Annotated in this window: 15 protein-coding genes and 1 pseudogene; 10 read left to right on the top strand and 6 right to left on the bottom strand. The window is 66.1% G+C overall.

Translation table 11 applies throughout. The features are described 5' to 3' along the window. Nucleotides 1-23 precede the first annotated feature (23 nt). Together HOV91_RS21880 and HOV91_RS21875 are read right to left on the bottom strand one after the other, a co-directional pair. Complete coding sequence (locus tag HOV91_RS21880; RefSeq protein ID WP_174187279.1) at nt 24-1,211, bottom strand: 2-oxo acid dehydrogenase subunit E2; 1,188 nt, start codon at nt 1,209-1,211, stop codon at nt 24-26. Nucleotides 1,212-1,245: 34 nt separating this feature from the next. After that, entirely contained in the window at nt 1,246-3,585 is a 2,340-nt protein-coding gene (locus HOV91_RS21875; RefSeq protein WP_174187278.1) for a thiamine pyrophosphate-binding protein, read from the bottom strand. 266 nt (nt 3,586-3,851) lie between these two features. On the opposite strand from HOV91_RS21875, the gene HOV91_RS21870 reads away from it, so the two are divergent. Continuing rightward, nucleotides 3,852-4,325 (top strand): Lrp/AsnC family transcriptional regulator, encoded by a 474-nt coding sequence (locus tag HOV91_RS21870; RefSeq protein WP_174187277.1) that lies wholly within the window; start codon nt 3,852-3,854, stop codon nt 4,323-4,325. A gap of 102 nt (nt 4,326-4,427) precedes the next feature. Beyond that, a complete protein-coding gene (locus HOV91_RS21865) occupies nt 4,428-5,120 on the top strand; it encodes a GntR family transcriptional regulator (protein WP_174187276.1) in 693 nt (230 codons plus the stop codon). Between the two features lie 14 nt (nt 5,121-5,134). Here the strand turns inward: HOV91_RS21865 and HOV91_RS39990 are convergent. From HOV91_RS39990 to HOV91_RS21850, 4 genes and pseudogenes are all read right to left on the bottom strand, one after another. Then, nucleotides 5,135-5,218, bottom strand: a pseudogene (locus HOV91_RS39990) (biotin/lipoyl-containing protein); the annotation flags it as partial. 405 nt (nt 5,219-5,623) lie between these two features. Next, nucleotides 5,624-7,621 carry an acetoacetate--CoA ligase gene (locus HOV91_RS21860; RefSeq protein WP_174187275.1) on the bottom strand — a complete coding sequence of 666 codons (1,998 nt, stop codon included), beginning with the start codon at nt 7,619-7,621 and terminating at the stop codon, nt 5,624-5,626. A 160-nt stretch (nt 7,622-7,781) separates the two neighbouring features. Continuing rightward, complete coding sequence (locus HOV91_RS21855; RefSeq protein WP_174187274.1) at nt 7,782-8,672, bottom strand: fumarylacetoacetate hydrolase family protein; 891 nt, start codon at nt 8,670-8,672, stop codon at nt 7,782-7,784. 51 nt (nt 8,673-8,723) lie between these two features. Beyond that, nucleotides 8,724-9,296: a VOC family protein gene (locus tag HOV91_RS21850; protein WP_174187293.1), complete on the bottom strand. Its 573-nt coding sequence runs from the start codon at nt 9,294-9,296 to the stop codon at nt 8,724-8,726. A 406-nt stretch (nt 9,297-9,702) separates the two neighbouring features. On the opposite strand from HOV91_RS21850, the gene HOV91_RS21845 reads away from it, so the two are divergent. From HOV91_RS21845 to HOV91_RS21810, 8 genes are all read left to right on the top strand, one after another. Next, the gene (locus HOV91_RS21845; RefSeq protein WP_312884729.1) at nt 9,703-10,857 is read left to right on the top strand and encodes a PucR family transcriptional regulator; all 1,155 of its coding nucleotides are present in this window, start codon (nt 9,703-9,705) and stop codon (nt 10,855-10,857) included. A 262-nt stretch (nt 10,858-11,119) separates the two neighbouring features. Beyond that, nucleotides 11,120-11,572, top strand: coding sequence for a flavin reductase family protein (locus HOV91_RS21840; protein WP_174187272.1), 453 nt, complete (start codon nt 11,120-11,122; stop codon nt 11,570-11,572). Nucleotides 11,573-11,636: 64 nt separating this feature from the next. Then, entirely contained in the window at nt 11,637-12,263 is a 627-nt protein-coding gene (locus HOV91_RS21835) for a 3,4-dihydroxy-2-butanone-4-phosphate synthase (RefSeq protein ID WP_174187271.1), read from the top strand. Nucleotides 12,264-12,382: 119 nt separating this feature from the next. After that, nucleotides 12,383-13,546: an acyl-CoA dehydrogenase family protein gene (locus HOV91_RS21830; RefSeq protein WP_174187270.1), complete on the top strand. Its 1,164-nt coding sequence runs from the start codon at nt 12,383-12,385 to the stop codon at nt 13,544-13,546. Between the two features lie 31 nt (nt 13,547-13,577). After that, the gene (locus HOV91_RS21825; RefSeq protein WP_174187269.1) at nt 13,578-14,183 is read left to right on the top strand and encodes a malonic semialdehyde reductase; all 606 of its coding nucleotides are present in this window, start codon (nt 13,578-13,580) and stop codon (nt 14,181-14,183) included. A gap of 75 nt (nt 14,184-14,258) precedes the next feature. Beyond that, entirely contained in the window at nt 14,259-14,645 is a 387-nt protein-coding gene (locus HOV91_RS21820) for a nuclear transport factor 2 family protein (RefSeq protein ID WP_174187268.1), read from the top strand. A gap of 151 nt (nt 14,646-14,796) precedes the next feature. Further along, nucleotides 14,797-16,527 carry an FAD-dependent monooxygenase gene (locus HOV91_RS21815; RefSeq protein ID WP_174187267.1) on the top strand — a complete coding sequence of 577 codons (1,731 nt, stop codon included), beginning with the start codon at nt 14,797-14,799 and terminating at the stop codon, nt 16,525-16,527. Between the two features lie 429 nt (nt 16,528-16,956). Beyond that, nucleotides 16,957-18,624, top strand: coding sequence for a CocE/NonD family hydrolase (locus HOV91_RS21810; protein WP_174187266.1), 1,668 nt, complete (start codon nt 16,957-16,959; stop codon nt 18,622-18,624). The last annotated feature ends 622 nt before the right edge of the window (nt 18,625-19,246 follow it).

Raw genomic sequence — 19,246 nt, 5'->3', positions numbered from 1 at the left:
TCCTCGCTGATGCCCATCGGCGTTCAGGCCAGATCGCTTGCGGTGAAATTGTTTTCGAGTCTGTACTTGACGGCGGTGAGGTAGCGCGCGGCATCGGCGCCGTCGACGATGCGGTGGTCGTAGGAGAGCGAGAGGTAGGCCATGGATCGGACGCCGATGGTGAGGTTGCCGTCGCGCCGTGCCGGGACCAGGCGTTCGACTACGGCGCCGGTGCCGAGGATCCCGGTCTGGGGCTGGTTGATGATCGGGGTGTCGAACAGCGCGCCGCGGCTTCCGGTGTTGGTCAGGGTGAAGGTGCCGCCGCCGAGTTCGTCCGGGGTGATCGTGGCGGTGCGGACCCGCTCGGCCTTGTCCGCGATGGCCTGGGCGAGCCCCGCGATGGTCAGGGTGTGGGCATCTCGGATGACCGGCACCATGAGCCCCTTGTCGCTGTCGACCGCCATGCCCAGGTGCACGTGGTCGAAGTAGGTGACCTCGGTGACCTCGGAGTCGAGTGCGGCGTTGAGCATCCTGTGGGTGGTGAGCGCTTCGACGGCAGCCTTGGCGAAGAACGGCAGGAACGACAGCTTGACGCCGGTGCGCGCCAGGAAGGCGTCCTTGTGCTGCGCGCGCAGGGCGGCCACGGCGGTGACGTCGACCTCGAGGACGGTGGTCAGCTGGGCGGAGGTTTGCAGCGACTCGACCATGCGCTGCGCGATGGTCCGGCGGATCCGCGGGAGTTTCTGGACTGTGGCTCCGGACCGCGACGGCACCGGCGTGGCGGTCTGCTCGACAGGAGCGGGCGCTGTTGCCGGAGAAGACAACGTGACCGCAGTAGAACCTTCGGGAGCTGAGGAATTGCTCCGCGCCGGTGCGATGGGCGCTGACACCGGAGGAGGCGGCTCCGCTGCTACCGGAGTCGTCGGGGCGGTCTGCGGTGTCGGGGGAAGGTCCGCTTCCGTCGGGTCGGCGCCGGACTCGGCGATGATCGCGAGCGCTGTACCCACTGCCACGACATTGTCTTCCTCTACGAGGATCTGGTCGAGTACCCCGCTGGCTGGAGAGGGGATCTCGGTGTCGACCTTGTCGGTGGCCACCTCCAGCAGGGGTTCGTCGGTGTCGACGCGGTCGCCGGGTGCTTTGAGCCAGCGGGTGATTGTGCCTTCCTCGACGTTCTCGCCCAAGGCGGGCATGCGCACCGTCGTCTTGACGGCGGTCTGGTCTGTGGTCATGGCGTTGCGGGCTCCTGGTGTCCGGATCCGGGTATCAAGGCAGGATGTCGAGCGCGGCGCGCACAATGCTGTCGGTGTCGATGCCGTGGTAGCGGTAGACGTCGTCGAGCGAGCCGACCTGGCCGAATTTGCTGACGCCGAGCGCGGTGCTTCGCACCCGGTTGATTCCGGCGAGAAACGCGAGGGTGTGGGGATGGCCGTCGAGGACGGTGACCATCGGCGTCGCGCGGTCAGGGGGGAAGAGCTGGTCGAGGATCCAGCTCTCACCGGCGTGGCGTCCTTGGCGGGACTGCATCGCCTCGAACAGCAGCCCTGGGCTGGTGACGCACACGACGTCAGCCGGGACCCCGATCTGCGCGAGCCGCTCTGCGGCGGCGATAGCTTCGGTCATCAGCGCCCCCATAGCGACGATGGTGAGCTGAGCGCCCTCGCGCCGCACCAGGGGGTAACCGCCGGCCACGACTTGACGCCTGCGACGTTCGCGGGCCGCGGGGTCGGCGGGTACGTCGGCCAGGGTCTGGTCGACGGGGCGGGTGGACAGCCGCAGGTAGGCCGACGTGCCGTCGGGGCGGCCCATCTTGGCCAGGCTGGCGAGCAGGGTCCACTCCACGTCGATGGCGAAGGCGAGGTCGTAGCTGATGCAGCCGGGCTGTTCCAGACCGATGGAGGGCGTCTTGATCGACTGGTGAGCGCCACCCTCGGCGGCAAGGGTGACCCCGGAGGGAGTGCCGACCAAGATCGACTGGCCGCCGGCATAGATGCCGTAGGACCAGGGTTCCAGGGCGCGTTCGACGAACGGGTCGTAGAGCACCCCGATCGGGAACAGCGGCTGTCCCCAGCGGCTCCAGGTGGCGCCGAGTTCGCCGATCAAACCGACTAGATTGGTCTCGGCGATACCGAGTTCCATGTGCTGGCCGGTGGGCCGCTCGTTCCAATGCATGATCGTCTCGGCGTCGTCGGCGAACCAGTTGTGTCGTTCGTCGGCCGACCACACGCCTACCTTGTTCACCCAGCCACCCAGGTTGGTGGTGGAGCTGACATCGGGGCTGACTGTCACCACGCGTTGTGCGGCCTCGGGGGCGGCGCGGGTCAGATCCAGCAGGGCACGCCCCAGCGCTGCTTGGGTGGTGGAAGTGCCCTTGGGGACACGGCCGAACTCGGTCGGGATAGCGATGTCGGGCAGAGCGGGCACCGGCTCGCGGCGCAGATGTGCCGCGGTCGTCTCACACAGGTTCCCCGCAGCGGTACCGACCGGGAAACGCTGCCACGGTTGGCTCGGGTCGTGGCCGATCCCCTCGGCGAACCGGGTGTATTCATCGACGGTGAGCAGCGCGGAGTGATTTTGCGGGTGCCCCTGGGTGGGCAGGCCGTAGCCCTTGATGGTGTAGGCGATGATCGCGGTCGGGCGCGTGTCATCGATCTGCCTGTAGGCCTGGATCAGCGCGGGCAGGTCGTGGCCGCCGAGATTGCGAATCGCGGCGGTGAGGGTGTCGTCGTCCAGCGCGGCGATCAGCGCGGCGATACGGTCGCTGCCGGTTCCAGTACCGGGGAGCCGGGTGCGAACCTCGGCGGCACTGCACCGCAGCAGCCGCTGATACTCCGGATTGGACATCTCGAGGATGCGAGCGCGCAGCGCGTCGCCTCCGGGACGGGCGAACAGCGATTCGAGCAACCGTCCGAACTTGACGGTGATGACCTGCCAGCCCGCGGCCTCGAACATCTTCTCCAGCCGGCGCGCGGCGATATTGGGCACCACGCGGTCCAGCGACTGACGGTTGAGGTCGACGATCCACACCACCTCGCCCAGTTCGGCGATACCGGGGTCCAGGATCGCCTCCCACACCGCGCCCTCGTCCAGTTCGGCATCCCCGACCAGAGAGTACTGGCGGCCGGAGCCGGTCGCGCCGAGGTGGGTGTCGACGTAGCGGCGGGCCATCGCTCCCCAGATCGGTGCGGTGGCCCCGATACCGACCGATCCGGTGGAGTAGTCCACGGTGTCGGGGTCCTTCGTGCGGCTGGGGTAGGACTGCAAACCCCCGAACTCGCGCAGCGTCGTCAGGTACTTTTCGTCCAGTTCGCCGAGCAGATAGTTGATTCCGTGCAGGACGGGGGAAGCATGGGGTTTGACCGAGACCCGGTCACCGGGCTGCAGCCGGTCGAACCACAGCGCGGTCATGATCGAGACCATGGAGGCACACGAGGCCTGATGTCCGCCGACTTTCAGCCCGGTCGGGTTGGGGCGAACTCGGTTGGCGTGGTGAATGATCGAGGTGGAAAGCCACAGCAGCCGCCGCTCGATGGACTCGAGGGCGTCGAAATCCGGCTCGCCGAAGGCCCGGCTGACCGAAGGGCTGATCTCGGGGGCGTGGCTCATGAACCTCTCCTTGCGTGCAGGATGCCGCGTCGGCGCAGCATGCAACTGCGGCGGGGGTGTGCGAAATGGGCCGTGCGGGACGGAGCCGGTGGGCTCGCGCCGCCCGGCGAGGCGGGGTGGGTTGAACCGATGCGCTGTGTGATCGACCCCGATCCACCGTGGTGTTATAACAGTTGAGCAGGTGGTTTCGGACTGCGCAAGACCCGAGGCCGCGCGTGAGCAGAATGCACACGAGCACCCAGGGACCGAGGAGAACGGTGGGCACTATGACAACCACTAACCAGGCCGACGAGATCGACGCGCGACTACTGCTGGCGCTGACGCAGGCGCCCCGGGCCACCACCATCGCCTTGGCCGAGCAGGCCAAGTTGTCTCGCAACACAGTTCAGGCACGGCTGGCCAAACTCGAAGAATCCGGCGCGCTTCAATCCTTCGAGCGGTGCATCGACCCCGCGGTGCTGGGCTACCCACTGCAGGCATACATCCTGACCAATGTCACCCAGCGCAAGCTCGCTCAGGTCGCGGCCGCGCTCGACGCGGTCCCCGAGGTGCTCGAAGTGCTGGGGCTCAGCGGTGTGGCGGACCTACTGATCCACGTCGTCGCCCGCGACGCCGAGGATCTGTATCGCGTAGCCGGAGATATTCTCGGCATCAAGGGCGTCAAACGCACCAACACCGCGCTGGTGATGCGCCGGATGTCGGACTACCGCACCCGGCAATTGGTGCAGAAGCTGCTCTGATCTGCCCGCCCGCAGGCAGCGATAGCCCGCGCCCATTGAGCAGCTTGTTATAACATCGACGCAACCGCGGGATCGATCGCTGTAGCGCGACAGGAGTTGGGCATGAGACGGGCGGCCGAGAGCGAGATAGTGCGACCGCTGACGCCGACGTCGGTGCCCGAGCAAGTCGCCAAGGAAATTCGGCGCTCGATCCTCTCCGGACGGCTGCGGCCCGGCCAGTCGTTTTCCTTGCGCGAAATCGCCGGGCAACTCGGAGTCAGCTTCATCCCCGTCCGAGAAGCGCTGCGCGATCTCGAAGCTCAAGGGCTGGTCGTTACCAGCCCCGGTCGAAGCGCAACAGTCGCGCCTCTGTCCCACGATGACGTGCACGGCATCTACCGATTGCGCCGCCAGATCGAGCCCGAGATCGCCGGGCGGGCAGCCAAGCTGTTGCGGGACACGGACTTCGCTCGCCTCGAGGGCTATTTGGCGGTACTGGCCGATGAGGCGCAGGGCATCGACGAGGTCTATGAAGCCCACCACGCCTTCCACCTCGGGTTGCTTCGGCCCGCTGCGACCACGTGGGACGTGCTCGTCCTCGAAAGGCTGTGGCGCGCGGCCGAACGGTACGTACGGCTGGCGTTCGCCGGCCGCGATGCCGACCCCGAGGAACCGCATCGCCGCTGGTGTGCTCATCACGAACTGCTGGTGGCCACCCGCACCCGTGACGCCCGCAAGGTCGCTGCGGCGACCCGGAGGCACCTGGCAGCCAATGAGGAGATCGCCCTGCGGGCACTGGACCCCATCGCGCCGTAGGTGGAAAGGCTGGGGGCCTCGAGCACCACTATCAGATCGCCCGCGTCGACCGACTGGCCCTCGTCGACGGCGACCTTGACGACGGTGCCCTGCGTCGGTCTTGGCGGAGCGGGTCGGCACGGCTCCCCCATCGGTCCTCGACAGTGGGTTGCTTCGTGATCGGCGGCGAGGATAGGCATAGGAGTATTGCGGCGATCTCCTCGTCGGAGGGATGACCACAAACTTGGATCGAATTACGTTGCGACGCTGTCACAGTGGGATGTTGCCAGCTAGCTTCCCGGCGGTGGTGTGGATATCGGCATTCATTGGATCTTCTGTGATTGTCACGACTGGGTGATCCTTTGTGTCGGGGCGGTCGCCGGGTTGGCTGTGGCCACTGTGAGCAAGCGGTATTCAGGTCCAGGTCACGGCGCCGGTCGTCTTCAGTGCCCTGAAGTCGGTGCGGATGTCGAGCCCATCGGGGCGAGAACCGGCCCATAGCCCAAGCCGCCATAAGCCACGGGTCAGGACGTGGCCTGGGCATCAAGGGTCTGGGTATGGAAGCGCTCGGCGTAACGGATGTACCAGTCCAGGGCAGCGACGTCCGCGACGGTCGCGCGGTTTACAGCGGTGTCGGCCGGCGCGCCCTGGATGAGTTTCTTGATCGGGATTTCCAGGCGTTTGCCGGTTCGGGTGGTAGGGACGGCCGGAACTTCGAGGATCTCGTCGGGGACATGGCGCGGCGAGACTTCACGCCGGATCGCGGTCCGGATCTTCTCGGCCAAGGCATCGTCGAAGCAAAACCCCTCGCGCAGAACGACGAACAGCGGCATATGGTAGCCGCCGTCGGGCAGCTCGGCGCCGATAACAAGAGCGTCGGCGATCTCGGGCAGGCTCTCCACGACCTGATAGATGTCCGCCGAACCCATCCGCACTCCACCGCGGTTGATCGTGGAGTCCGAGCGGCCGTGCACGATGCAAGAGCCGTCGGGTTGCATCGTGATCCAGTCGCCGTGGCGCCACACTCCGGGGTAGAGGTCGAAATAGGCCGCGCGATAGCGTGTGCCGTCGGGATCGTTCCAGAACGAGATCGGCATCGAGGGCATCGGGGCGGTGATCACCATCTCCCCGACCTCACCGACAACCGGCTGCCCGTCCTTTTTCCAGGCCTGCACGTTCACCCCGAGGTAGGGGCCCTGCAGTACGCCGGTGACAACCGGGCTCAGCGGGTTGGCGCCGACGAACCCGGTGGCGACGTCGGTGCCGCCGCTGTCGGAGCCCAGGTGCACATCCGCGCTGACGGACTCGTAGACCCACCGCCATGTCGTGTCGGGCAGCGGCGAGCCGGTCGACATCACCGACCGAAGCGCGCGCAAATCGAAGTCGGCTCCGGGTCGGGCGCCGCCCTTCTCGCACAAAGTCAGGTAAGCCGCGCCGGTGCCGAATCGGGTGACACCGTAGCGGGCGCAGAGCTCGAACAGGTGGTCGGCGCGCTCGTAGGTGGGGCTGCCGTCGTAGGTGATGATGGTCGCGCCGGTCGCCATCGCGTCGACGAGCATGTTCCACACCACCCAGGCGGTGCTGGCGGCGATGAACACCCGATCGGCCGGCCCCAAATCGTAGTGCAGCGCATTCGCTTTCAAGGCTTCGAGCAGGATCCCGCCGTGGGAATGCACGATGCCCTTCGGCAGCCCGGTGGTGCCGGAGCTGTACAGGATCCACAGCGGATGATCGAACGGCAGCTGCTCGAACTGCGGCCGCGCGTCCCCCACCACGAGGTCGGCGTAGTCGAGGGTGTCGCGGAGTTCCTCGTCGCGCCCGAGCCCGAGGTTGGTGACCAGGATTGTTTCCCGCACGGTCGGCAGCTGCCGGCGGAGTTCGGCCAGGTTCGACCTGCGGTCGACCGGTTTGCCGTTGAACCGGTAGCCATCGACGCCGATCAGTACCGTCGGTTCGATCTGGCCGAACCGATCGACCAAGCCCTTGAGGCCGAAATCTGGTGCGCAGCAGGACCATACGGCCCCCACAGTCGCCGCGGCCAAGACCGCGACGACGGCGGGGGCGATGTTGGGCAAGACGGCGGCGATGCGATCGCCGGGCCGGATGCCGATCGCCCGGAAGTGCGCGGCCAGGTTGGCGACCTGCTCCACCAACTCAGCGCGCGTGATCTGGACGATTGCGCCGGTCTCGTCCACCGAGATGATGGCCGGCCCCGGCGCGTCGAGGTGGCGCAACAGATTCTGTGCCCAGTTCAGGCGGGCACCGATGAACCAGCGCGCACCGGGCATCACATTCTCCGCAAGCACGGCCTGCGGCGGCTGCGATGACAGGACCTCGAAATACTCCCAGATCGAAGACCAGAAACCTGCGAGATCATCGATCGACCACCGCCACAGGGACTCGAAGTCCTCGGTCGTTACGCCCTTCTCCGCGGCAAGCCACTGCTGATATCGGGCCATGCGGGCGGCCGCGGCACGATCCGGTGCCGGGGTCCACAGGACTTCTCGATCGGCCCCAGTCATTCTCGGTGTTTCCTTTCTGCCGACACGCCCACGAACAGCAGGCTGGCCAGCCGGTTCGGGCTCCGGCGACCTGCGGGGCGTCAGCAATAGTTGGACTGCCCATCACCCGTGCCCGCGGTGCGCACGGTCGCAGTCGGCACCACCACGACGAGCGATGCGATCATGCGAGGTGGCCCGCCCGCACCGCGGTGTCAAGAGGATGGGTGCGATGTGTCGGAGCGAAGCGATGCCGCATCTCGCCGATGACCTCGGCCCGGCTCACCAGCTCGTCGTCGAGACCGATCACCCGGCGGGGTTCACGGGTATAGCCGATACCCGCCGGTGTTCCGGTGAAGATCAAGTCTCCTGGCCGCAGCGGCACGATGCTGGACAGGTAGGACACCAGCACCGGCACCGGGAAGATCAGGTGACGAGTCTGTGAGCGCTGCATCAACTCGCCCGATAAGGCGGTGGAGACCTCGATATTGTCGCGGTCGGGGAATTCGTCAGGAGTAACCAGCACCGGCCCGATCGGACTGAAACCGGCGAATGATTTACCGAGGCTGAACTGCTGGGGCGGCGGGCCGGACAACTGCAAGTCTCGCTCGGACAGATCCTGGCCGAGAGTCAGACCCGCGACATGGTCCCAGCCCTCGTCCACCGGTACATGCGCGGCGTGCTTGCCGATGACCGCGACGAGTTCGACTTCGAAATCCACCGACCCTCCCGGATGCCCGATGGTGTCATAGGGGCCGGCGATCGAGGCGGGGAATTTCGTGAACACGAACGGGGTGTCGGGCAGGGTCAGACCGGATTCCTCGACGTGATCGGCGTAGTTGATTCCGACGGCGAACACCTGACCAGGCCGCGGGACCGGGGGCCCCAGCTCGCTCGGAACAAGCGGATCGGCCCCTCTCGCCTCGACAGTCGCCGCCCACGCGAGGAACTCCTCCCACCGGTCGAAGACCTCCTGAGGCTGCGCGGAGAAGTGTCCGTCACTGGCAGCCTCGACGTCGACGACGGTTTCGCCGAGCACGATCTTGAGGCGGCCGGATTGGTTGGCCAGGCGCATAGGGTTGTCCTTCGCATCGAATACTGGTGATCAGTCGGCTCTCCGACGGGCTCAGCTGATCAGGGCAGCCAACGGGTCCGGCAGGTCTGGGCTGGTCCGCAGCGCCCAGGTATGCGTCGTGATCGTCGAGACCGGGGTGCCCTCGGCGAGCGCGGCACGCATCAGCTCCGGAACGAACGACACGCCGACGGGGTTGTCGGCGTACTCCCGGCCGTTCATGTAAGCGGTCGCCTCTTGCGGAGTCGCGAAGTTGTCGATCTGCAACTCGACGAAGTTGCCGTCGGGATCCTGGTAGTACAGCGAGGTGGTCACGCCGTGCTGGATCGGCACCTTGGGCTCGATCCCCTTGGCCTTGAGCGCGTCGTACCGATCGAGCAGATCATCGAGGGTGGCGAAGGTATAGGCGGTGTGGTGCATGCCCGCGCCCCGGGGGTTTCGGGGTTCGAGCTGCACCGGAGCGCCCATCAGGGCGACGCGATGATGTTCCTCGTCGAAGGTGATGAAGCACAGCCCGTGCCCCTCGTAGACCACGTGGGCATCCAGCACAGTGCAGTACCAGTCGCGCATCTGCTCGAATCGGCTGGTTTGCAGCACCACGTGTGCGAACTTCGGTATAGCGGTCACGGTCATTCGATCGGCTCCTTTGCACGTCAGGGTGCGACGCCACACTCCGCTGTGTGTGCCGCTTTCCCGGTGCCCGGCGCAGCCTCATCGCTGCCACGAGCACAGCCCGCTATATGTGATAACATCCACCCACGCCAAGTTGTGGTGTGCATCACGTCAGGGCTACACAATTCCAACCAATTTCCGTCCGGGCCACCACGGGCTGCAAACCAGGAAAAACCAGAAACCCTGGTCTGCAAACCAATGGGCGGCCAGCCGGTTGGGTAGCCCGAGTGAGAGGTAAGAAGTGCCCCATTGGACGTGCGGACTGGCGCCAAGCCGAATAGGAGCACCGGAGCCCGAGTGGCTGGGTCCGGAAGCCGAGCAGGTTCGCGCCGCCCTTGGGCCCGCCGCAGTGCAGTGGGCTTTGGAAGTCGGTGGAAACATCACCGCCCGGATCACGCAGACGCTACCGGCTCTGCGCGAAGGCGCGTCCGCGGCAGAGGCAGTGCTGCGCGCCACCACATCGACCACCTTGCGAGCCCTCACGCTGGTCGCCGGAATCGGTGAGCCGGACACCGCCCTCGCCAGCCGGGTCACCGAAGTCGCCAGCGAGTTCGCGCGTCGCGGCATGGAACTCGACGACCTGCTCCGTGCGATTCGCGTCGGTTACGCGGTCCTGGCATCGGCGCTGCTCGACGGCGCCAGCGAACAGCTTCCGCCGGAACGCAGCGGCGCGGAGCTGCGACGGATCTCGATCCTGCTGTTCGAAGAACTCGACAACTTCACCGGTGTCCATGCCTCGGCGTTCATCGAGGAGCAGAGCTCGTGGGCCGCTGATATTTCGGCGGCGCGCCTGGAACTGGCGACCAAGATCATCCGCGGCCAGGTCGTCGACCCGGCTCGCGCCACCGATGTGCTGGGCTACCCCGTCGCCGGTGACCACCTGGCGATGATCGCCTGGAGCGCCCCATACTCCCACCACGACCTACGCAGCGTCGTCGAACCAGTCCTGCGGCGCTGGGGCACATTGACGGCAACCCTGGTCATCCCGGTGGGCGTCCAGGCGGTCTGGGCGTGGGGCTGTGTCGTCCCGGACTCGTCGCGCCCCCTGCCCTTGCCGACGGTACCTCATCGCGGTGAGACCTGGGTCGTCACTGGAGAACTCGCTTCCGGTATCGACGGGTTCCGCCAGAGTCATCTGGAAGCCCGCGCTGTCGAGCGGCTGGTGCGGATGCGCGAGCAGCCCCAGGCTGCGGTAACCGCCCACGAGGACGTGGCACTGGAAGTATTGTTGCTCGCCGATCCGGACGCCGCCGCGCGATTCGTGGACCGCGTGTTGGGCCCGCTGGGCGCCTTGGATCCCCGCATGACCGATCTGCGCTCGACGCTGGGTCACTACCTGGACTTGGACCACAGTCTGGCCCGGGTCGCCGCGGCCGAACACATCTCCAAGAACACCGTGACCTATCGGGTGCAACAAGCGCTGTCGCTGTGCGGACACAATGGTTCCTCGACGACGAATCTGCGTGCCGCGTTGCGCATCCACGATTGGCTGCACCAGCCCGACAATCAGCGCTGATTCGAGCGCAGCGGTTCCCGATCGCTCGCAAGGCCTGGTCCACAGCCCAGAAACCGGCGCGAACCCTGTGGCGGACACCAGTGTGCTCCAGGCAACCGCTGCGCTCTACTTGTGGTACAGGACACAGCCAGGCGGTGGTGCGGCAGCGACTGACCCACCCTTCGCCTGCATTCACTCCTCCCCACGCACAGCGGCTCCGGCCGCGGTTCGACAGAAGAAGGTGCCCGTTTTGAGTTCTGTACAGCAGTCTTTCAAGGATGTGATGGCAAGTGTGGCCGCCCCGGTCGCCATCGTCACGTCGATGAACGGTGCATCTCCGGCCGGCACCACCGTGAGCGCGTTCACCTCGCTGTCGATGACTCCGCCGATGGTCCTGGTCGCCCTGGACAAGGGGTCGGACACGCTCACCCACATCATCGACTCGAGGGCGTTCGCCCTCAACGTGCTCGCTGTCGAGCAGCAGGACATTGCCCTCGCCTTCGCCAAGAAGGGCGGCACCGACAAGTTCGCCGACGTCGTCTGGCACTGGGACCGCGACCTGCCGCGACTGCCCGGCTCCGCCGGCTGGATCGCCTGCCGATCCGAGCGATTCGTCGACGGCGGTGACCACGTGATCGTGCTGGGCGAAGTCGTCGCGGCCGAGCACCGGGACTGCGACCCGCTGACCTATCGGCGCCGGACCTTCGGTACGCACTCCTCGTTCACCACTGTGTGAGACGGGGGCATCATCCCTCGCCGCATTCGGCGCTCCGAATCCTCACCCTCTCGAAAGGTCCGAAATGACAACGTCGTTCAGGCCTCGTGTCACCGACCCGACGATGTGGTCGACCCTCATCGACGGCGTCTGCGCCCTCGGCGCCGGTGAGCTGATCATCCTGCACCACAACGGACGCTTCGTGATGGTCGGATGCGCGGGCACCGCCACAACCGAGCAGGCCGCCCTGCTCATCCGCTACAGCACCGGCTTCGTGCAGGTCGCGCTCCACGAACGTGACTGTGACCGTCTGCTGCTGCCCGAGGCGACACCGAGCGTCCGCGATATCGGCGCAGCCTGCCACGGCCAGTGCGTCACCGTCGACGCCGGCCTCGGTATCACCACCGGGATTTCGGGTGCGGATCGCGCGCGCACCGCACGAGTGCTGGCCGATCCTGCCTCGAAGTCCTGCGATCTCACCCGGCCGGGGCACCTGGTGCCGGTGCGCGTGAACCCCTACGCGATTCGAGGCCGTCTCAGCCCGGCCGCAGTCGCTCTCGCGCTCACCGACGCGGCGCGGCCGGAGTACTCCGGTGCGCTGTTCGCCGACCTCGAAGGCATCGGCGACCCTACCGATCTCGCCGACGCCGGCGACGCCGAGCTGATCGCCGCGCGGCACGGGCTGACTTTGGTGTCCACGGCGACCCCCTGACCAATTCTCTCGTCGGCACTGGCCGGACCGGCCCGGTCGCGAACCCCGCACGGGTCGGCGGAGCCGACGTGTCCCCGGCACAACCCTGTTCACCCCACCCATCCGAAGGCAAGGAAGCCATGACGATCTCTCCGAACGAGCTGCTCAACCGTGTCCGTGACCTGGTCCCGGCGATCGCCGAACGCGCGCAGAAGACCGAGGAGAACCGAGCTCCGCTCGACGAGACGATCACCGATCTGATCGAGTCGGGAGTGCTTGCCACCCTCACGCCCAAGCAGTACGGCGGGCTCGAGTTCGGTTTGGACGTCGCGGCCGACATCGTGCGCACGCTCAGCGCGGCCTGCCCGTCCACAGGCTGGGTCACCTCCTTCTACATCGGCGCCGCGTGGCGGGTGAACATCTTCACCGAGCAGGCCCAGCGAGAGGTCTTCGCGGACAAGCCCTACACCCTCACCGCAGGAACCGCCGCACCGCTGAAGCATGTAGAGAAGGTCGATGGCGGCTACCGCATCACCGGCCAGACCGCATGGAACTCCGGATCGGTCCACGCCGAGTGGTTCACCTTCGCCGGTCTGGGCGCTGACGAGGCGGGCAATCCGGCGCCGCTGTGGTTCCTCGTACCACGCTCGGAGGTCAAGGTCCTCGACACCTGGTACATCTCCGGGATGGCGGGCACCGGCAGCAACGATGTCTCGGTCGACAACGTCTTCGTGCCCGACTACCGCACCGGTCCCTTCGCGCTCGCCCTGGCCGGCAAAGCTCCCGGTCAGCTGCTGCACGACAACCCGATGTATCACTTGCCGTTCTTGCCGTTCGCGATGGCCGAAGTCACCCCGGTCGTGGTCGGCGCGATGCGGGGAGCCGCTGAGGCCTTCGTCGACCGCACCAAGGCCCGGCAGGGCACCATCAGCCAGGAGAAGGCTTCCGGCAAGCAGGCCGCGCAGATGCGTCTGGGCCGGGCCCTCGCCGCCGCCGACGCCGCGGAAACCCTGCTGCACGCCTACTTCGAGCGGCTCACCAGCCGACGGCCCGAACAGGCCGAACCCTTCGACCGCGCAGAGATGAAACTCAAGGCTGCCTTCATCACCGACCTGTGCCGCAACTCGCTCAACGACATCGTGCGCGGAATCGGTGGCGACGGATTCCGGACCTCATCGCCGATCCAGCGCTTTCACCGCGATCTGAGCGTGCTGGGCGTACACGCCTTCCTCGACATCGACACCGCCACCGAGACAATGGGCCGGTTCACCCTCGAACTGCCCGTCTCCGACCCGCTGCTGTGACCGCCCCGCCCCGGCCCGAACGGGAACAACGATGACCATTCCCACTGTCGGCGGCTTGGATGAGCAGGCCGCATCAGTTTTGTTCTCCGGCGCGCGCACGGCCAACAGCTTCGCGTCCACCCCGGTGAGCGACGAGGAACTCGCCGCGATCTGGCAACACACCCGTTGGGCACCCACCGCGGCCAACTGCCAGCCGATGCGGGTTCTGTTCATCAGAACCGCCGAAGCCAGACAGCGGCTGATTCCACATCTGGACGAGGGCAATCAGGGCAAGACACGGTCAGCGCCGGCCACGGCAATTCTCGCCCTGGACACCGAGTTTCACCAGCGCCTGCCGCAATTGCTGCCCTTCCGCCCGGAAATGCGCGAGGTCTTCGAAACGAATGAGGAACTTCGCACGGAGACAGCTCGATTCAACGCGGCCTTACAAGCGGGCTACTTCATTCTCGCCGTACGTGCCTGCGGGCTGGCAGCGGGACCGATGGCCGGGTTCGACAACAACGGGATCGACGCCGACTTCTTCGTCGGCACCACTTGGCGCTCGATCCTTGTCGTCAACATCGGCCACGCCGGGCCCAACCCCTCGTTCGAACGCCTGCCACGGATAGATCTCCACGAAGCGATCGACTGGGCGTGATCGCCGCTGCCGGGCAGGGAGCGAGGTTCTTCCGGCCCACCAACCACGTCACCGACAACCCCGAGAGAGCTCACAATGACCAACGACACCACTACCTCCCCCAGCGCACTCGAGATCACCCGCAATCTGCTCGAGGCCGCTGACACCGACATCGCCCGATTCTTCGGCTACTTTTCCGAAGACTGCACCTTCCGGATGGGCAACAACGACACGATCCGCGGCAGCCGGGCCATCCAGGACTGGGTTGCCACCTATCTCGGAGCGGTCGCCGGAATGCGGCACTCGATCGTGGAAGAATGGTCCGACGGAGCGGTGACCGCCCTGCGCGTCGAAGTCACTTACACCATGAACGACGGCACCGAATTCACCCTCCCCGCCGTGACCCGCACCCGGATCGACGATGGCAAGGTGACCGAATACCTGATCTTCATCGACCCCAGCCCGGTCACCGCCGGCAGTTGACCGACGACCCCTCTCCCCCGGCCGAGGGGCGGTCACGGCCGCACCGGCAAGCCAGCCACTGTGCTCCAGCAACCGGTCCTGCTGGTCCTGTCACCGCCCCTCGCGTTGTCGGCGTTCGAACCACAGCAACGCCTTCTCTGAACGGAGCATCATGAGTCACCCCACCAGCCCTCCGTCAGACCACGACGTCACCGGCGCCCATCCCGCACAGGAAAGTCTCAACGAGAAGGTCGACACCTCCTACCGGCGTTCGGTGCTGATCTCGGGCGCGGGCCCGGTCGGCATGATCCTCGCGCTCGAACTCAGCCTGCACGGAGTCAAGACCACCCTCGTCGAACAGAACGCCCAGACCACGCGTTTTCCGAAGATGGACCTGACCAACGCGCGCAGCATGGAGCTGCTGGCCCGCCTCGGCCTGGCCGAGGAGATCCGGTCGGTCGGCGTCGGTTCGAGCTACTCCCACGACGTCGTGTTCTGTACCTCGATGGCCGGCCGTGAGGTCGGCCGATGGAGCTACCCCAGCGTGGACCGGATGTCGGAGTGGATCACCTCCCGCAACGACGGCACCACGCCGGCACACGCGTGGCAGCGGGTCACTCAGATCGAGGTCGAGAAGCTGCTCATGCGCCGCTGCCTGGCTGACGAGAACATCGAGGTCCTGCGTCCATGGCGGGTCAGCGAAGTCGCGCACGGTGATGACGGTGTCACGGTCAGGATCGTCTCCCCGGTCGGCAGCGCCGACCACACCCTCGAGGCGGACTACCTCGTCGGCTGTGACGGCGCCGGTTCGGTAGTGCGGCGCGCCATGGGCCTGCGGATGGAGGGCGAGCGCGGAGTGATCACCTTCTGCCAGGTCCACTTCAAATCCCGGGACCTGGCAACCCTGCACGCGCACGGGCAGTTCTGGCATACCTTCTTCGTCGGTGGCGGCGTCGGCGCGATCATCGCCCAGGACGAGAGCGACACCTGGACCCTGCAGACCAGCGCCATCACCGACGGCGTGCGCACCGAGGACATCGACAAGCAGCGATTGCTGGACGCGGTCTGCGGCAAGCACCTGCATGTCGATCAAGTCCTGCAGAGCAGCGTCTGGCAGGCCAACGTCCTCGTCGCAGACCACTACCGCCGCGGTCGGCTGTTCGTCGCCGGTGACGCCGCCCACGAAGTCATCCCTACCGGCGGATACGGCTTGAACACAGGCATCGCGGACGCGGTCAACCTCGGATGGAAACTCGCCGCCGTGGTCAACGGATTCGGCGGCGACGACCTGCTCGACAGCTACGAAGCCGAGCGGCGCCCAGTCGCCCTCCTGGCCCGCGACTGGTCCTTCCGGCACCTCAACGTGCATGTCAACGCTCAGCAACTGGCCGACCGCGAACTCATCGAGTCCGACGGCCCGGCGGCCGACGCGCACCGCAAAGAGCTGGCCGACTACTTCGCGGCCAACACCGGCGAGCACGAAAGCCACGGTGTCGAAATGGGTTACCGCTACCACTCCCCGGTGGTCGCCTCCGACGGCAGCGATATTCCCGATCCGGACGTCTCCACCTACACGCCCACCACCCTTCCCGGCGCACGGGCCCCGCACGTCCGACTCACAGACGGAACTTCCCTGATCGACAGCTACCGCAACACCTTCACCCTCGTCAGCTTCGTCGGTCGCGAAGCAGCCCGGGATCTGTCCACGGTGGCCGCAGAAGCCGGCGTCCCGCTCCAGATCCTCGACATCGACGATGCGATCGCGCACGAGATATACGAACACGACTTGGTGTTGGTCCGCCCAGACGGGCACGTCGCCTGGCGAGGAGACAAGCTGCCCGAGGATGTGCGAGCACTGCTGTTCACCGTCACCGGCCGCACTTCCCTGCCCACTCCCGCCTGACCTGGCGTACACGGCGCAGCCGGTCGGCTGAGTATCAGCCCGTACCGGGCCGACGATGCGAATCGAATCGGTGGAGGCGCTGGGCGCATGCCGGGCATCGGCCACCCCCGACCCGGATCGAAGTCGGCTCGCCCTGGCCATTTCGGGACGATCGCCGTCGTGGCGTTGGCAAGGGAAGCTCAGGGATTTTCGCGAACGGATTTGCAGTGTCCCAATAGGTCGGGCGTTGGGCCCGCGGTGGGTCTGTCTCGCTGGCCCGTGGACAGCCCGCGCAGAGTTGGCAGCACTCGTTCGGGTACCAATTCTTGTATTTCGGTACTGTGAAACGTATCCTCCAGTGACCGCGGTCACGTGCTCCGACGACCGCAGCGGCGTACTCCACGGACACGGTTACCGATCGAAACCTCCGAAGAAGGCAGGAAATCTGACATGAATCAGGCGAACATCGAACTCGATGTAGAGGTGCAGATGCGGGACGGCACCGTCCTGAGGGCCGATGTGTATCGGCCGGCAGCCCCGGGGGCGTACCCGGTCCTGATACAACGCACGCCGTACCACAAGCAGTCGCCCGGTCAGTCCCTGATGTTCGATGTCCTGGCTGCGGTGAAGCGTGGGTTCATCGTCGTACAGCAGGACACTCGGGGCCGTTTCGAGTCCGAGGGGCAGTGGCTGCCGTGGGCTTACGAGCGGCAGGACGGTTACGACACCGTCCTGTGGGCTCGTTCGCTGCCCGGATCGAACGGCAAGGTGGGCATGTTCGGAGGTAGTTTCACCGGCCAGACGCAGTGGACCACAGCCATCGCCCAACCGCCGGGGCTGGCCGCTATCGCACCGCAACTCACGTGGAGCGACCCGGCCAATGGCCTCATGTTCCGCGGCGGGGCGGTCGAACTGGGACTCAACACAGTCTGGGGGCTCGGTACGTCTGTCGCCCAGCTGCCGAAAATCATCGAGGATCCCGACAAGCTCGTTGCCGAGCTGGCAACGGTGATCGGCGACCTCGACTCGCTCGCAACCAAGGGCTATTGGGACTTGCCGGTGGCGCAGTTGCCGGTCCTGACCCGCACGGGTCAGCCTGACGTCGGTGTTCGGCGGGCTCTTCTCGACTTCGACACCACCGACGAATGCCGGGTCGCCGGCAAGCACGACCAGGTGAACGTGCCGAGTTTGAACATCGGCGGCTGGTACGACGTGTTCCAGCAAGGAACGCTCGACAACTTCGCGGCGATGCGGGCGCGCGGCGTACCGGCTCGCCTCGTGGTGGGGCCATGGGGGCATGATCCTCTGTTCATGTTCGGCCAAGTCGGGGAGATCAATTTCGGCATGATGTCGATGGTTGCGCCTGGCGCGAGAACAATGACCGATTTGCAGCTCGACTTCTTCGACGAGCATCTGCGTGACACTTCTTCCGCCCCTGCCGACAAGGCTCCTGTGCAAATCTTCGTCATGGGCATCAACCAGTGGCGCGACGAGCAGCAGTGGCCGCTCGAGCGCGCTCGAGACACTCCGCTCTACCTCCAGCCCAGCGGATGCGCAGCATTCGACGAGCCTGCAGGCGAGCCGTCTCACACCGACTACATCTATGACCCTGCCGATCCGGTTCCGACCTGCGGCGGCAACCTGGCCATGGCCCCCGAGTTCCCTGCTGGGCCGAGGGACCAGTGGAAGGTCGAAAGCCGAAGCGACGTCTTGGTGTTCACGACTCCGGTCCTCACCGAGGATCTCGAGATCACGGGCAGGGTGAAAGCCGTCTTGTACGCCGCGACCGACGGTCCCACCACCGACTGGGTGGTCAGGTTGTGCGACGTCGACGAGCATGGAACCTCCTACAACATTGTTGATGGGATTGCCCGCGTAACGACTGAACCCGGTCGCGTGGACAGGACCGAGATCGACCTGTGGTCGACCAGCATTGTCATCAAGGCCGGCCACCGGTTGCGAGTTCACGTCACCTCCAGCAACTTCCCCCGCTGGGATCGCAATCCCAACACGGACGCGGAGGTCGACCACCCGGACAACTTCCGCGTCGCGAGCCAGCAGATCTACCACGACAGCGAGCACCCATCGCATCTCGTGCTGCCGATCGTTCCGAGTTAGAGTGCGCTGATCCGCCGGTCGGCGGTCATATCACCAGCGACGCACCTCGACTGATATGCGACCGTGTGCAATTCGCATGCCGACGCCGACGTTATTTTGTCGCTTCTGCGACGAGGGTTATGCCACGGGTATTGCCGGACAAGGCGAACGAAAGACGAGTTTCAGTAGCCTCGGGGTAACGACCAGCGTCGTGAAGAAATTGTGCTCTATGATCGCCGACTGCATATTCGAAGCACCTCGGCTTCGCCAACCTCCGCCTTCGTCGCGTTGGGCGCCATCGTTTCGAAGGTCGTGATGCGCGCGCGGTCGTAGCGGATGTTGAGGCGGTGGTAGCCGGTCAGCCAGGAAATCGCGCGATCGATCACCCAGCAGTGGCGGCCGACGACCCGTCAAAGGTCCCTTTTCGCCCGAACACGCGCCGCGTCGATCACCGCTCGCGACCAGTAATGTCACATACACATCCGTAGGAGAGCTTGGATGAAACCTTGTCGTCTTCGCGCCACGACCGTCACGGCAGTCATGCTCGCTGCGGCAGCAACATTCGGTTCGGCCGGACATGCGCAGGCGAATCCGGCACCCGCGGGTCCGGCGGATTTCTACCTGCCACCGAATCCGTTGCCCG

Origin of the sequence: Nocardia barduliensis (assembly GCF_013315795.1) — a bacterium.
In the GTDB taxonomy this organism is placed as follows: Bacteria; Actinomycetota; Actinomycetes; order Mycobacteriales; family Mycobacteriaceae; genus Nocardia; species Nocardia barduliensis.
This window is presented reverse-complemented; position numbering and strand designations above follow the sequence as displayed.

Coding starts and splice junctions, on each gene's coding strand:
- HOV91_RS21880 (WP_174187279.1), bottom strand. CDS start 1,211: ATGACCACAGACCAGACCGCCGTCAAGACGACGGTGCGCATGCCCGCC.
- HOV91_RS21875 (WP_174187278.1), bottom strand. CDS start 3,585: ATGAGCCACGCCCCCGAGATCAGCCCTTCGGTCAGCCGGGCCTTCGGC.
- HOV91_RS21870 (WP_174187277.1), top strand. CDS start 3,852: ATGACAACCACTAACCAGGCCGACGAGATCGACGCGCGACTACTGCTG.
- HOV91_RS21865 (WP_174187276.1), top strand. CDS start 4,428: ATGAGACGGGCGGCCGAGAGCGAGATAGTGCGACCGCTGACGCCGACG.
- HOV91_RS21860 (WP_174187275.1), bottom strand. CDS start 7,621: ATGACTGGGGCCGATCGAGAAGTCCTGTGGACCCCGGCACCGGATCGT.
- HOV91_RS21855 (WP_174187274.1), bottom strand. CDS start 8,672: ATGCGCCTGGCCAACCAATCCGGCCGCCTCAAGATCGTGCTCGGCGAA.
- HOV91_RS21840 (WP_174187272.1), top strand. CDS start 11,120: ATGGCAAGTGTGGCCGCCCCGGTCGCCATCGTCACGTCGATGAACGGT.
- HOV91_RS21835 (WP_174187271.1), top strand. CDS start 11,637: ATGACAACGTCGTTCAGGCCTCGTGTCACCGACCCGACGATGTGGTCG.
- HOV91_RS21830 (WP_174187270.1), top strand. CDS start 12,383: ATGACGATCTCTCCGAACGAGCTGCTCAACCGTGTCCGTGACCTGGTC.
- HOV91_RS21825 (WP_174187269.1), top strand. CDS start 13,578: ATGACCATTCCCACTGTCGGCGGCTTGGATGAGCAGGCCGCATCAGTT.
- HOV91_RS21820 (WP_174187268.1), top strand. CDS start 14,259: ATGACCAACGACACCACTACCTCCCCCAGCGCACTCGAGATCACCCGC.
- HOV91_RS21815 (WP_174187267.1), top strand. CDS start 14,797: ATGAGTCACCCCACCAGCCCTCCGTCAGACCACGACGTCACCGGCGCC.
- HOV91_RS21810 (WP_174187266.1), top strand. CDS start 16,957: ATGAATCAGGCGAACATCGAACTCGATGTAGAGGTGCAGATGCGGGAC.